Source organism: Pseudomonas sp. CH61 (genome assembly GCF_059429415.1).
This window is the reverse complement of the sequence record NZ_CM182098.1, coordinates 1,011,552-1,026,006: the sequence shown is the minus strand read 5'-3', so window position 1 is coordinate 1,026,006 and position 14,455 is coordinate 1,011,552. Positions and strand designations below refer to the sequence as shown.

Here is a 14,455-nt window from a genome sequence, read left to right as displayed (position 1 = left end):
TTCGCAGTGTCCCCACACTGCCTTCAGCGCGCTCGCCACTCCCCCAAACGCCCCCGCAAACGGGCCGCGCACTGGCTGTGTAACTGGCTGACCCGCGATTCACTGACGCCAAGGACTTCACCGATCTCCTTGAGGTTCAGCTCTTCGTCGTAGTACAGCGCCAACACCAGTCGCTCACGCTCCGGCAAATTGGCAATCGCGTCCGCCAACGCCGCCTGGAAACGTTCATCTTCCAGATCGCGTGACGGCTCAAGATGAGCACTCGCGCCATCCTCGTGCAGCCCTTCGTGTTCGCCGTCCTGCAGCAGGTCGTCGAAACTGAACAGGCGGCTGCCCAAGGTGTCATTCAAAATCCCGTAGTAATCGTCGAGACTCAATTGGAGTTCGGCCGCAACCTCGTGATCTTTAGCATCACGGCCGGTTTTAGCTTCAATTGAGCGAATTGCGTCGCTGACCATCCGGGTATTGCGGTGAACCGAGCGTGGCGCCCAGTCCCCTTTGCGCACTTCGTCGAGCATCGCGCCGCGGATTCGTATGCCCGCGTACGTTTCGAAACTGGCGCCTTTGCTGGCGTCGTATTTGGTCGAGACTTCGAGCAGGCCGATCATTCCGGCCTGGATCAAATCTTCGACCTGCACACTCGCCGGCAAGCGCGCCAGCAAGTGGTAGGCAATGCGTTTAACCAGTGGCGCGTAACGCTCGATCAGTTCGTACTGCGCGTCACGTGCCGACTTCTTGTAGTAGTTCATACCGCTTGCGGTCATAGCACGGGCCCTGCCGTTTGCTGCACGAGGCGCTCGACGAAAAACTCAAGGTGGCCACGCGGGTTGGCGGGCAGCGGCCAAGTGTCGACCTTCTGCGCGATCGCCTTGAACGCCAGCGCGCACTTGGAACGCGGGAAGGCTTCGTACACCGCACGCTGCTTCTGCACCGCTTTACGCACGCTTTCGTCGTAAGGCACGGCGCCGACGTATTGTAGAGCGACGTCAAGGAAACGATCCGTGACCTTGGTCAACTTGGCGAACAGGTTGCGCCCTTCCTGCGGGCTCTGCGCCATGTTGGCCAGCACGCGGAAGCGGTTCATGCCGTAATCGCGGTTGAGCAGTTTGATCAGTGCGTAGGCGTCGGTAATGGAAGTCGGCTCATCGCAGACCACCAGCAACACTTCTTGCGCGGCGCGTACAAAACTGACTACCGAGTCACCAATACCCGCAGCGGTGTCGATCACCAGCACGTCGAGATTGTCGCCGATGTCGCTGAACGCCTGAATCAGACCGGCATGTTGCGCCGGGCTCAGGTGCACCATGCTTTGCGTGCCGGACGCGGCCGGGACGATGCGGATGCCACCGGGGCCTTGCAACAGCACGTCGCGCAATTCGCAACGGCCTTCGATCACGTCGGCCAGTGTGCGTTTAGGGGTCAGACCCAACAAAACGTCGACGTTCGCCAGTCCCAGATCGGCGTCCAGCAGCATGACCCGACGGCCAAGCTCTGCCAGCGCCAGCGACAAGTTCACTGACACGTTAGTCTTGCCGACGCCACCTTTGCCGCCGGTCACCGCGATCACCTGTACGGGATGCATGCTGCCCATGTTATTTCTTTACCTTGTCTTGCATAGACGGAGGCCACATTACTGGCTGCGCGTTCACAACCGGAACAATGCATGGCAGACCATCGATGTAGGTACAAAAACTGTTCATGAATACCTCAGCCTACCTGCTTGGTCGGGCTGTGATAGATATCAGCGAACATGTCAGCCATGGCTTCTTCGCTGGGTTCTTCCTGCATTTGCACGCTGACGGCGCGGCTGACCAGTTGATGACGGCGCGGCAGATGCAAATCATCCGGAATCCGTGGGCCATCGGTCAGGTACGCGACCGGCAATTCATGACTGATCGCCAGGCTCAACACTTCGCCAAGGCTGGCCGTTTCATCCAGTTTAGTCAGGATGCACCCGGCTAGCCCGCAACGCTTGTAACTGTGATAAGCGGCGGTTAGAACCTGTTTCTGGCTGGTGGTTGCCAAGACCAGATAATTTTTTGAACGAATGCCACGTCCGGCCAGACTTTCCAGCTGCATGCGCAGCGCAGGATCGCTGGCCTGGAGGCCGGCAGTATCGATCAATACCACGCGTTTGCGCAGCAATGGATCCAGCGCCTGCACCAGCGATTGGCCCGGATCGACGTGAGTCACTGGCACATTGAGAATGCGGCCCAGCGTCTTCAGTTGTTCCTGAGCGCCGATACGGAAACTGTCCATGCTCACCAGCGCGACATTCTGCGCGCCGTATTTCAGCACATAACGCGCGGCGAGCTTGGCCAGCGTGGTGGTCTTGCCCATGCCGGCAGGGCCGACCATGGCAATCACACCGCCCTCTTCCAGCGGCTCGACTTCCGGTACGGCAATCATCCGCGCCAGGTGCGCAAGCAACATGCGCCAGGCCTGACGGGGTTCTTCGATATCAGTGATCATCGCCAGCAGATCGCGCGACAACGGACCGGACAGGCCGATACGTTGCAGACGGCGATACAGATTGGCTTGCGCCGGACGGCTGCCTTGCAGTTGATTCCAGGCCAGGGTGCCGAGCTGAACTTCCATCAGCTCGCGCAGGCTGTTCAATTCAAAACGCATCGAATCCAGTGCACGCGGATCAACGCCGCCGGAAGACTGCGCCGGCGCCGGGGCCGGACGCGCCGGTGCGGCGTAAGTCGGCTCGCTCAGCGGTTCGGCAGCGGTCAGCGGCAGGCCAGCCGTCAACGGCAGCCCGGCGAAGATCTGGCGATTGCTATTGCCATCAGCTTCGCCACGCAGGCTCAACTCGGCCTGAGCGGTGACGATGCGCGACTGGGTCTTGCGCAGCTCGTCTTCGAGTTCCATGTTCGGAACCCGTGGCGCCAGCGCCGACAATTTGTAATCCAGTGCCGCCGTCAGCTCGACACCGCCGGCAATGCGGCGATTGCCAATGATGGCGGCATCAGCGCCCAGCTCATCACGAACCAGCTTCATGGCCTGACGCATATCGGCGGCAAAGAAACGCTTAACTTGCATAAACCACTACCTCAGCCGTTGGGCCCTACTGTCGCAACGATGGTCACTTGCTTGTTGTCCGGTATTTCCTGGTAGGCCAGCACATGCAATCCAGGGACTGCGAGGCGGCCAAAGCGCGAGAGCATCGCGCGGATCGGGCCAGCGACCAAAAGGATCACTGGCTGACCTTGCATTTCCTGACGCTGCGCCGCTTCGATGAGCGAACGCTGCAGCTTCTCGGCCATGCTTGGCTCCAGCAGAACACCCTCTTCCGAGCCTTGTCCTGCCTTCTGCAGACTATTGAGCAATATTTGTTCCAACCTTGGTTCCAAGGTGATCACAGGCAGCTCGGACTCAGTGCCTACAATGCTTTGGACGATTGCACGGGATACGCCAACCCGCACCGCAGCCACCAACGCGGCGGTATCTTGACTCTTCGCGGCGTTGTTGGCGATGGCTTCGGCAATGCTGCGGATATCGCGTACCGGCACGTGTTCAGCCAACAGCGCTTGCAGCACTTTGAGCAACTGCGACAACGAGACCACGCCCGGCACCAGCTCTTCAGCCAGTTTCGGCGAGCTTTTGGCCAGCAATTGCATGAGTTGCTGCACTTCTTCGTGACCGATCAGCTCACTGGAGTGCTTGTACAGAATCTGGTTCAAGTGGGTCGCGACCACGGTGCTGGCATCGACCACGGTGTAACCGAGCGATTGTGCCTGCGCACGCTGGCTGATTTCGATCCACACCGCTTCCAGGCCGAAAGCCGGATCTTTGGCGTTGATACCGTTGAGCGTGCCGTAGACCTGGCCCGGGTTGATCGCCAGTTCGCGATCCGGGTAGATCTCGGCTTCGGCCAGAATCACGCCCATCAGGGTCAGGCGATAGGCGCTTGGCGCCAGATCGAGGTTGTCACGAATGTGCACGGTCGGCATGAGGAAGCCCAGATCCTGCGAGAGCTTCTTGCGCACGCCCTTGATCCGCGCCAGCAATTGCCCGCCCTGATTGCGGTCCACCAGCGGAATCAAGCGATAGCCGACTTCCAGACCAATCATGTCGATGGGCGTCACGTCGTCCCAGCCCAGCTCTTTGGTTTCCATGGCGCGAGCCGGCGACGGCAGCAGCTCCTGCTGGCGCTTGACCTCTTCCAGTGCCACGACCTTGGCGACGTTCTGCTTCTTCCAGAACAGGTACGCGCCGCCAGCGGCCAGCGCGGCCATGCTCAGGAACGAGAAGTGCGGCATGCCCGGCACCAGGCCCATCACCGCCATCAGACCGGCCGCCACCGCCAGCGCTTTCGGCGAGGCGAACATCTGACGATTGATCTGCTTGCCCATGTCTTCAGAACCGGAAGCACGGGTCACCATGATCGCTGCCGCTGTCGATAACAACAGTGATGGCAATTGCGCCACTAAACCGTCACCGATGGTCAGCAAGGCGTAAACCCGACCGGCATCACCGAAGCTCATGTTGTGCTGGAAGATACCCACGGCCATACCGCCGATAAGGTTGATGAACAGAATCAGCAGGCCAGCGATGGCGTCACCACGAACGAACTTGCTGGCACCGTCCATCGAACCGTAGAACTCAGCCTCTTGGGCGACTTCCTGACGACGCGCCTTGGCCTGGTTCTGGTCGATCAGACCGGCGTTGAGGTCGGCGTCGATCGCCATTTGTTTGCCGGGCATCGCATCGAGGGTGAACCGCGCGCTCACTTCGGAAATCCGCCCGGCACCCTTGGTCACTACGACGAAGTTGATGATCATCAGGATCGCGAAGACCACGATACCGACCACGTAGTTACCGCCGATCACCACCTCACCGAAGGCCTGAATCACCTTACCGGCAGCGGCGTGGCCGTCCTGACCGTGGAGCATCACCACCCGCGTCGAGGCCACGTTCAGCGCCAGCCGCAACAACGTCGCGACCAGCAGAATCGTCGGGAACACGGCGAAATCCAGCGGTCGCAGCGCATACACGCAGACCAGCAGGACGACAATCGACAGGGCAATGTTGAAGGTAAAAAACACGTCGAGCAGGAACGGCGGCACCGGCAACATCATCATCGCCAGCATGACCAGCAGCAACAACGGCACGCCCAGATTGCCTCGACTGAGGTCGGCAACGTTTGTGCGAGCAGTGTTGAATAACTGAGAGCGATCCACCGGTTTTCCCCGTTCCTTTAAAGCAAACTTTTGACGCCCAGAGCGGGCTCACGGCGGGTACTGCAAGAAGCTTTCCAACTTTTGCCAAGGAGTGAAATCGGGAGAGAAAACATGCCCCCTGTAGGAGTGAGCCTGCTCGCGATAGCGGCGTGTCATCCAAAAAATTCGTCAACTGACACTCCGCTATCGCGAGCAGGCTCACTCCTACATTTGGTGTGCATTTCACTCTCACATTTGGAATGCAGTTTCTTGTGGGAGCGAGCCTGCTCGCGAAGGGGCCCTTATGTCCGGCACAATTTTTTCGATTTAAACGAAGCTGTTTAAAAGACACCTGCAGACACTGTCTCAAGGCTACAAATCCTTGCGCCATTGCCTACAGCCAAGCCAGAATCCGCCGGCTTGTGCGCCTTGGGGTCGGGTTCTATTGTGGGTCGGTCGCTGACGAATCAGCGATCGGGTCTCGCAGCCCGTCGATCTCTGGACGCACAACACCCGCTTTTTTATGGCGGCTGTACGTGGGAGACCTTCAGGTCTGCCGGTTCTAGAGTCCCGGTCTGCGACCCGCGTATAGCTGCCACCCTCATTCGTCTCGCAGCGAACGTTGGCAGCTCCAATGACTCTAGGAGCTTCACATGATCAAACCAACACCCAACCCACCCGAAACCGACCCCACCTCCCCCTACGAATCCCTCGATTCAAAAAAACTCCACGACGCCGCCGAACGCGCGCTCGATCACTACCTCTGCCCACCCGGCTCCACCCCACCACCGCGTAAAACCCGCCGGATGTACGCCGTCACCGCGGACTTCAAAAACGAGGAACTGCTGGCCGATGCCAGCGAAACACTCGCCTCAGCCAGAACCATCGCCCATGACTTCGCTCATCTCATACCCGCGTCGCAACGCAGGACGCTGTTGGGGATCGCGCAATTGATCATGCTCGGCGAGCTGGCGGTGAATCGGGTGATGGATAATCTGGAGTTGCCGGGCTGATGCAGGCCGGCTGAAGCATACAAAGCGTGGGAACGATCAACATATGGTGAGTGCGGGTATTGGGATCCGTATGCCGAATACAGGTATTTCAATCAACTGTACTGCATCAGAACCGCTCGTCGGATATCTCTTTATACCTGTCAGACCTGACAGGTGTGCGTTCTGCATTAACCTGTTTTTATGAACTGCCTCTTCCCGAAACATGGAGATTCATCATGAATGCAACAAGCGGAGCAGACTTCGAGGAAACACTTACGTTTGAAAATGAAATACCACATGAAAATTGGCCTACCTGGAGGCTGGGCACTCCAGAAAAGAACTGGCATATTTATACATACAACGACCGGCTTAATATTGACCCAAACCCAAAAGAAACAATAAGCGGAACTGCTTTTATCCGAACATACAAATATTTCACACTACGTGACGCGACCTATATTTTCAGCATCAATATCGGTCAAGAAACTGCCGGCAATCCAAGTACTGTGGTATTGAACGTCAACGACATAGACATCACCCCTCCAACCTTAATAGATTCTGTGAACGTTATTGAACTCAGTGGTGAATTTACGGTAGCACCGAACCAAGAGAGCACATTGCGAATAAACATCCATACACCCCCATCAGGAGCGGCAATGGCCATACATGAAATCAAGGTAAAGCCAAAAAGATGACCCCGCACAATCGCAATCAAGCACAACCGACTTTTACATGTCTCTTAATACGCAGTTCAATCGCCTTCACTTTTGCCCAGTGAAACACGTTTCAATCAGGCGAAAAGAGGGCGAAAATGGACAGACTTATTTAACCCGTTATTTAACAGCGGGGCTTGATCGAGGTTTTTCTGCTGACCGGGTTAACCCTTTCGCGAGCAAGCTCGCTCCCACAGGGAAACGCGTTCCAAATGTGGGAGCGAGCCTGCTCGCGAAGGGGCCAGTGAAGTCAGCGCAAATCGCCTTTTAAACTCAGGCGTTTAAAAGACACCTCCAGACACGCCTTTCAGGCTACAAATTCTTGCGCCATTGCCTACAGCTACGCCAGAATCCGCCGGCTTGTGCGCTTTGGGGGCGGGTTCTATTGTGGTCCGGTCGCTGACGAATCAGCGATCGGGTTTAGCGACTCGAACTCAAGTCAAAGGTGCATCAGCGTTCCAGGCTTCGTTGCGGATCTGTATTTTCGCGATTTCGTCATGGTGGCTGTATGCGGGAGACCCTCGGGTCTGCCGGGTGCCTTTGACCGGTTCGCTAACCTGCGTACAGCCGCCACCCTTCCTGTTTAGCGACAGGTTGTAGCGGCTCCACTTCAAAGGAGCTTCACCATGATCAAACCAACACCCAACCCACCCGAAACCGACCCCACCTCCCCCTACGAATCCCTCGATTCCAAAAAACTCCACGACGCCGCCGACCGCGCGCTCGATCACTACCTCTGCCCACCCGGCTCCACGCCACCGCCCCGTAAAACCCGCCGGATGTACGCCGTCACCGCCGACTTCAAAAACGAGGAGCTGCTGGCCGATGCCAGCGAAACACTCGCTTCCGCCAGAACCATCGCCCATGACTTTGCCCACCTCATACCCGCGTCGCAACGCAGGACGCTGCTGGGGATTGCGCAGCTGATAATGCTCGGCGAGCTGGCGGTGAATCGGGTGATGGATAATCTGGAGTTGCCGCAGTAGCACGTCCCCCCGGTGATCGTTCCCACGCTCCCGCGTGGGAATGCCTCAACGGACGCTCCGCGTTCGGCTTTTGAAGTGACGCAGAGCGTCCCGGGCTGCATTCCTTTGCTGCGCGTGGGAACGATCGATCTCTAAGGCTTTTTCAGCTTCGACTCCACCTCTCCAAAAATCACCATCCGTCGGATTTCGGCCCGCACCTGTCAGATCTGACAGGTGCGCAAATCGCTATTTAGCCGTTCAATCACTCCGTCACCTTCCTGACCGGAGTCGTTGCCATGTCCACCCCAAACACCCCCGTGGCCCTCAAGGAACTCGACATCCCCGGACGGACCGGCCCGGTGTCGAGCAATCCCATAATCTGGGGCATCAACATCGCCGCCGCGCTGGGCAACTTTCCTCTGCACGGCCTGCTATGCCAGGCGGGGCCGTGGGGGAACATGGCGATTGGCGACGGGGTGACGATTTCTTGGGGCCTCGCGCAAAACGTGCTGAGCAAGACCGTCCTCAAGGACGAGGTCAACACGCAACTGCGCCTGTTCGTGCCTTTCAAGCACATGGTCGATGGCCAGTTCGCGGTCTCCTATGCCGTCAAGCCGTTGGGCGGCACAGCTCAACCGTCCGACGTCATACAAGTGCTGGTGAAACTGACTCGCCCGGGCGGGCACGATGACAACGGGGACGGCGGGCATTCCAAGCTGATCATGAGCATTCCCCAGGACATTCTTGACGGTGGCATCCACCAGGAGAACGTGGGCGCAGGCGTGAAGATCAGCATTGGCAAGGCCGACGGCACGCCGCCCTATCCCTACGCCGCAGCCGGCGATGTTTGTCGCGTGAGTTGGGGCGGGATCTTCGTGTCCAGTAGTCCGCTGACCCAGGAGCAGGCCGAAGGCAAGACGCCGATCATCGTGGCCATCACCGAAGCAATCATTCGTGAGGCCGGTGATGCGGAAAGTCCCGGTGTGGCCGTGGTGTTCGAGGTGTTCGACAAGGTCTTCAACCGCTCTGAAGACTGGAGCCCCGAACAGCGTGTGGCAGTGGCGGTGGATGCGACCCGGCTGGTCGCGCCATTGCTCAAGGAAACGCAGAACAACGTACTCGACGTCGACAAACTGGGCGACGCCGACGGCTCCGTGCAAATTATCGCCACAGACACGACCCACTTCAAAATCGGTGACATCCCGTTCATCAAGATCAAGGGCACGCCGGTCGAAGGTGCGCCGATTGATCTGGAAGTAAAAGGTACTGCTTTGACCAGTGTGCCGAGCGTTATTGAACTCAAGGCCCCCAACGCCGCGCTGCGCCAGTTGGCCAAGTCCCAGTTCACCTTGTCTTACCGCCTGGAAAAAGCCGACGGCACCGCCGACCTGCGCTCCAAAAGCCAATTCATCCGCGCCATCGGCGAAGTCCAGCGGCTGGCCGCGCCGAAGGTGCTGGACGAGAACTCCGGAGCACTGGACCCCGCACTGGACAAGATACGCCTGGAGATTCCATTCGATAAATCCTTTGCCGAAGGCCAGGCTCTCAAGATATTCATGCTCGGCACCACGCCTGGCCTCGAACCCTACCTGCCTGACCTGGCTTTACGTCCCATCACCCACAACGAAATCGTCGCCGGACTACCGCTGGCATACAGCATCGATGGCAAACATCTGGCCCCGGTCAACGGTGGTACGGTGGAGTTCTATTACCAGCAATGGCTCCCGGACGCGGTGCTCGCCACGCTGGACCCGTTTGAGGCCTCGCGCGCAATCCGCGAGTCGATCCACACCGCCATCCTGCAAGTCGGCGTCGCGTTGGATCTGCAAGCGCCGAAGATCAAAGAGGCACCGAACGACACCAGCCTTGACCCGCTCGATGCCCAGAGCGCACTGACAGCCGTGGTTGACTCCGCAGGCCTGCTCCTCGGCGACACGATTATCGTCACGTGGACCGGCGCTCCCGGCTCGCTCCCCGCCGGCTCGCACACCACCGCGCCATGGCCGGTCACCACCCTTGGCCGGCAAGAAATTCCATTGGCCGTGTCGGTGATCCCCTTCAACCTCGTCAAGTCAATCACGTTGAGCTGTACCGTGACACGTGGCAGTCAGGAACCGAAAGAGTCGCCGCCGCGCACGCTGGCGGTGTTGCAATTGCGCGTGGTGCTTGCCCACTCACCGAAGATCACCCAAGCCGCCAACGGTGGTGACGGTACTGAACTGGATGTCTCCACGCTCACCGGACCGGCCACCCTTCGCGGCGGTTTCTGGCCGCACATTGCCGTCAACCAGCGCGTATGGATGGTCGTGTCAGGCACTAAAAAAGACGGTACCGAGTACAAGCGCGAAGTGTGGCAAGGCCCGAACAATGCCGTGAATGCCCTCTGGATATCGCAGGGCTATCTCGATGCAACCTTGTCACTGGCTGATCTGCAGTCGTTGAAGGATCAAAGCCCATTGACGGTGACCTTCAAGGCCACTCCGGATCGCAGCACGGAAGAAAGCCTGGCGCTGAGTTTTCCGGTGCGGACCTATACCGTTAAAAACCTCGTAGAGGTGCTCCCGACCCTCGACTCGGTCAAAGGCTCTCCCAGCGGTGTCGAAATCCCCCAAGGCGGGAGCACAGTAGAAACGGCTGTCACCCTGAGCGGCGTCGCGGCCAAAGGCCAGAAGGTCGAAATCTTTGACGGCGCAGTCTCCAAAGGTCAGGCAACGGCACATGCCACAACCGGTGTCTGGACGTTGCTCGTCAGTGCCCTGGCTGTGGCTGCACACAGCTTTACCGCCAAGGCTTTGTACGGCTCGGGTGCCGTGTCGGCGGCAAGAACACTGACCGTCACAGCCGCCACCGCTCCCACTTTGACATCGGTCAAAGGCTCTCCCAGCGGTATCGAAATCCCCCAAGGCGGGGTCACGGTGGAAACAGCCGTCACCCTGAGCGGCGTCGCGGCCAAAGGCCAGAAGGTCGAAATCTTTGACGGCGCAGTCTCCAAAGGTCAGGCAACGGCACATGCCACAACCGGTGTCTGGACGTTGCTCGTCAGTGCCCTGGCTGTGGCTGCACACAGCTTTACCGCCAAGGCTTTGTACGGCTCGGGTGCCGTGTCGGCGGCAAGAACACTGACCGTCACAGCCGCCACCGCTCCCACTTTGACATCGGTCAAAGGCTCTCCCAGCGGTATCGAAATCCCCCAAGGCGGGGTCACGGTGGAAACAGCCGTCACCCTGAGCGGCGTCGCGGCCAAAGGCCAGAAGGTCGAAATCTTTGACGGCGCAGTCTCCAAAGGTCAGGCAACGGCACATGCCACAACCGGTGTCTGGACGTTGCTCGTCAGTGCCCTGGCTGTGGCTGCACACAGCTTTACCGCCAAGGCTTTGTACGGCTCGGGTGCCGTGTCGGCGGCAAGAACACTGACCGTCACAGCCGCCACCGCTCCCACTTTGACATCGGTCAAAGGCTCTCCCAGCGGTATCGAAATCCCCCAAGGCGGGGTCACGGTGGAAACAGCCGTCACCCTGAGCGGCGTCGCGGCCAAAGGCCAGAAGGTCGAAATCTTTGACGGCACCGTCTCAAAAGGCCAGGCAACGGCACATGCCACAACCGGTGTCTGGACGTTGCTCGTCAGTGCTCTGGCTGTGGCTGCACACAGCTTTACCGCCAAGGCTTTGTACGGCTCGGGTGCCGTGTCGGCGGCAAGAACACTGACCGTCACAGCCGCCACCGCTCCCACTTTGACATCGGTCAAAGGCTCTCCCAGCGGTATCGAAATCCCCCAAGGCGGGGTCACGGTGGAAACAGCCGTCACCCTGAGCGGCGTCGCGGCCAAAGGCCAGAAGGTCGAAATCTTTGACGGCGCAGTCTCCAAAGGTCAGGCAACGGCACATGCCACAACCGGTGTCTGGACGTTGCTCGTCAGTGCTTTGGCTGTGGCAGCACACAGCTTTACCGCCAAGGCGTTGTACGGCTCGGGCGCGACGTCGGCGGCAAGAACACTGACCGTCACAGCCGCCACCGCTCCCACTTTGACATCGGTCAAAGGCTCTCCCAGCGGTATCGAAATCCCCCAAGGCGGGGTCACGGTGGAAACAGCCGTCACCCTGAGCGGCGTCGCGGCCAAAGGCCAGAAGGTCGAAATCCTTGACGGCACGGTCTCCAAAGGTCAGGCAACGGCACATGCCACAACCGGTGTCTGGACGTTGCTCATCAGCGCCTTGACTGTGGCAGCACACAGCTTTACCGCCAAGGCGTTGTACGGCTCCGGCGCGACGTCAGCCGCCAGAACACTGACCGTCACAGCCGCCACCGCACCGACGTTGACCTCCGTCAAAGGCTCTCCCAGCGGTGTCGAAATCCCCCAAGCCGGGAGCACAGTGGAAACGGCCGTAACCCTCAGCGGCGTCGCTGCCAAAGGCCAGAAGGTCGAAATCTTTGACGGCACCGTCTCAAAAGGCCAGGCAACTGCGGATGCCACAACCGGTGTCTGGACGTTGCTCGTCAGTGCCCTGGCTGTGGCTGCACACAGCTTTACCGCCAAGGCTTTGTACGGCTCGGGTGCCGTGTCGGCGGCAAGAACACTGACCGTCACAGCCGCCACCGCTCCCACTTTGACATCGGTCAAAGGCTCTCCCAGCGGTATCGAAATCCCCCAAGGCGGGGTCACGGTGGAAACAGCCGTCACCCTGAGCGGCGTCGCGGCCAAAGGCCAGAAGGTCGAAATCTTTGACGGCACCGTCTCAAAAGGCCAGGCAACGGCACATGCCACAACCGGTGTCTGGACGTTGCTCGTCAGTGCCCTGGCTGTGGCTGCACACAGCTTTACCGCCAAGGCTTTGTACGGCTCGGGTGCCGTGTCGGCGGCAAGAACACTGACCGTCACAGCCGCCACCGCTCCCACTTTGACATCGGTCAAAGGCTCTCCCAGCGGTATCGAAATCCCCCAAGGCGGGGTCACGGTGGAAACAGCCGTCACCCTGAGCGGCGTCGCGGCCAAAGGCCAGAAGGTCGAAATCTTTGACGGCGCAGTCTCCAAAGGTCAGGCAACGGCACATGCCACAACCGGTGTCTGGACGTTGCTCGTCAGTGCCCTGGCTGTGGCTGCACACAGCTTTACCGCCAAGGCTTTGTACGGCTCGGGTGCCGTGTCGGCGGCAAGAACACTGACCGTCACAGCCGCCACCGCTCCCACTTTGACATCGGTCAAAGGCTCTCCCAGCGGTGTCGAAATCCCTCAAGGCGGGAGCACAGTAGAAACGGCTGTCACCCTGAGCGGCGTCGCGGCCAAAGGCCAGAAGGTCGAAATCTTTGACGGCACCGTCTCAAAAGGTCAGGTAACGGCACATGCCACAACCGGTGTCTGGACGTTGCTCGTCAGTGCTTTGGCTGTGGCAGCACACAGCTTTACCGCCAAGGCGTTGTACGGCTCCGGCGCGACGTCGGCCGCCAGAACACTGACCGTCACAGCCGCCACCGCACCGACGCTGACCTCCGTCAAAGGCTCACCCAGCGGTGTCGAAATCCCCCAAGGCGGGGTCACGGTGGAAACAGCCGTCACCCTAAGCGGCGTCGCGGCCAAAGGCCAGAAGGTCGAAATCTTTGACGGCACTGCCTCCAAAGGGCAGGCAACTGCACATGCCACAACCGGTGTATGGACGTTGCTCGTCAGTGCCCTGACCGTGGCAGCGCACAGCTTTACCGGCAAGGCATTGTACGGCTCTGGCGCCGTGTCGGCCGCCAGGACACTGACCGTCACAGCCGCCACCGCACCGACACTGACTTCTGTGAAGGGATCGCCAAGCGGTGTCGAAATTCCCGACGGTGGTCGCACATTTGAAATAGATGTGACATTAAGCGGCGTGGCCGCCAAAGGTCAGAAAGTAGAGGTGCTCAACGGCACAACGCCCAAAGGAGAACCCACCGCCGATCCAGCAACCGGGATCTGGACGCTGACCACCAGGTTGACCCTCGGCGACAACAGCTTTACTGCCAAAGCCTTGTATGGCTCGGGCGCAACATCGGCAGCTAGGAGGCTGACCCTGGCAACTTTAACGCGTCCCAAAATCGTGGGTGTATATGCGAACGGTGTGTTGATGATAGCGGGGCAGAATGTACTAAAGCAGCGCAGCGTCACGTTCGAGGTGGAAGTAGAATTCGGCGACGGACCCGCGAACCGGCCTTTGATGGTCGAGGTAAAAAATATACCTGCGGGATACAATTTTACCGGAACGATCCTCGTCTCAGGGGGCGGGCGGCGGCGAATCGCCGCTCCGCCCACTCGAGACATTGCCCCTAGTTTCGCCCCCATCCTTTACGCTGAAGCGTACGACAATAGCCTAAGTGGCAACAACAATTTTGGGTTCGAGATCGTCGGAGCCCCTTAACGACTACAAAGGGGACGGATTTATTTAAGCAGTGATTTAAACAGCGGGGCTTGATCGAGATTTTTCTGCTGACCGGGATGGCCCTTTCGCGAGCAAGCTCGCTCCCACAGGGAAACGCATTCCAAATGTGGGAGCGAGCCTGCTCGCGAAGGGGCCAGTGAAGTCAGCGCAAATCGCCTTTTAAACTCAGGCGTTTAAAAGACACCTCCAGACACGCCTTTCAGGCTACAAATTCTTGCG

General features: G+C 59.2%; 8 protein-coding genes. 4 read left to right on the top strand and 4 right to left on the bottom strand.

Translation table 11 applies throughout. The features are described from left to right. Window positions 1–23: 23 nt before the first annotated feature. From fliA to flhA, 4 genes are all read right to left on the bottom strand, one after another. On the bottom strand, window positions 24–764 hold the full coding sequence (gene fliA, locus AC5SEM_RS04630; RefSeq protein WP_007920004.1) for an RNA polymerase sigma factor FliA: 741 nt from the start codon (window positions 762–764) through the stop codon (window positions 24–26). Further along, window positions 761–1,591: a flagellar synthesis regulator FleN gene (gene fleN / locus AC5SEM_RS04625; protein ID WP_003222917.1), complete on the bottom strand. Its 831-nt coding sequence runs from the start codon at window positions 1,589–1,591 to the stop codon at window positions 761–763. The genes fliA and fleN overlap by 4 nt, the downstream gene beginning before the upstream one ends. Before the next feature lie 116 nt (window positions 1,592–1,707). Beyond that, window positions 1,708–3,048, bottom strand: coding sequence for a flagellar biosynthesis GTPase FlhF (flhF, locus tag AC5SEM_RS04620; protein ID WP_008077677.1), 1,341 nt, complete (start codon window positions 3,046–3,048; stop codon window positions 1,708–1,710). 11 nt (window positions 3,049–3,059) lie between these two features. After that, on the bottom strand, window positions 3,060–5,189 hold the full coding sequence (flhA, locus tag AC5SEM_RS04615) for a flagellar biosynthesis protein FlhA (RefSeq protein ID WP_034151515.1): 2,130 nt from the start codon (window positions 5,187–5,189) through the stop codon (window positions 3,060–3,062). A gap of 632 nt (window positions 5,190–5,821) precedes the next feature. Between flhA and AC5SEM_RS04610 the strand changes: the two genes are divergently transcribed. The 4 genes from AC5SEM_RS04610 to AC5SEM_RS04595 all read left to right on the top strand — a co-directional run bounded on the left by AC5SEM_RS04610 (window position 5,822) and on the right by AC5SEM_RS04595 (window position 14,215). Further along, window positions 5,822–6,181, top strand: a complete 360-nt coding sequence (locus AC5SEM_RS04610) for a DUF6124 family protein (protein ID WP_495472272.1) — start codon at window positions 5,822–5,824, stop codon at window positions 6,179–6,181. Window positions 6,182–6,396: 215 nt separating this feature from the next. Next, window positions 6,397–6,855 carry a hypothetical protein gene (locus AC5SEM_RS04605; RefSeq protein ID WP_495472271.1) on the top strand — a complete coding sequence of 153 codons (459 nt, stop codon included), beginning with the start codon at window positions 6,397–6,399 and terminating at the stop codon, window positions 6,853–6,855. Between the two features lie 644 nt (window positions 6,856–7,499). After that, the gene (locus AC5SEM_RS04600; RefSeq protein WP_495472269.1) at window positions 7,500–7,859 is read left to right on the top strand and encodes a DUF6124 family protein; all 360 of its coding nucleotides are present in this window, start codon (window positions 7,500–7,502) and stop codon (window positions 7,857–7,859) included. 275 nt (window positions 7,860–8,134) lie between these two features. Further along, a complete protein-coding gene (locus AC5SEM_RS04595; RefSeq protein WP_495472270.1) occupies window positions 8,135–14,215 on the top strand; it encodes a beta strand repeat-containing protein in 6,081 nt (2,026 codons plus the stop codon). Window positions 14,216–14,455 lie beyond the last annotated feature (240 nt).

What these genes read in the sequence shown, in the direction of transcription:
- AC5SEM_RS04595 (WP_495472270.1), top strand. Translation starts at nt 8,135, where the DNA reads ATGTCCACCCCAAACACCCCCGTGGCCCTCAAGGAACTCGACATCCCC.
- AC5SEM_RS04610 (WP_495472272.1), top strand. Translation starts at nt 5,822, where the DNA reads ATGATCAAACCAACACCCAACCCACCCGAAACCGACCCCACCTCCCCC.
- fleN (WP_003222917.1), bottom strand. Translation starts at nt 1,591, where the DNA reads ATGGGCAGCATGCATCCCGTACAGGTGATCGCGGTGACCGGCGGCAAA.
- fliA (WP_007920004.1), bottom strand. Translation starts at nt 764, where the DNA reads ATGACCGCAAGCGGTATGAACTACTACAAGAAGTCGGCACGTGACGCG.
- flhF (WP_008077677.1), bottom strand. Translation starts at nt 3,048, where the DNA reads ATGCAAGTTAAGCGTTTCTTTGCCGCCGATATGCGTCAGGCCATGAAG.
- AC5SEM_RS04605 (WP_495472271.1), top strand. Translation starts at nt 6,397, where the DNA reads ATGAATGCAACAAGCGGAGCAGACTTCGAGGAAACACTTACGTTTGAA.
- AC5SEM_RS04600 (WP_495472269.1), top strand. Translation starts at nt 7,500, where the DNA reads ATGATCAAACCAACACCCAACCCACCCGAAACCGACCCCACCTCCCCC.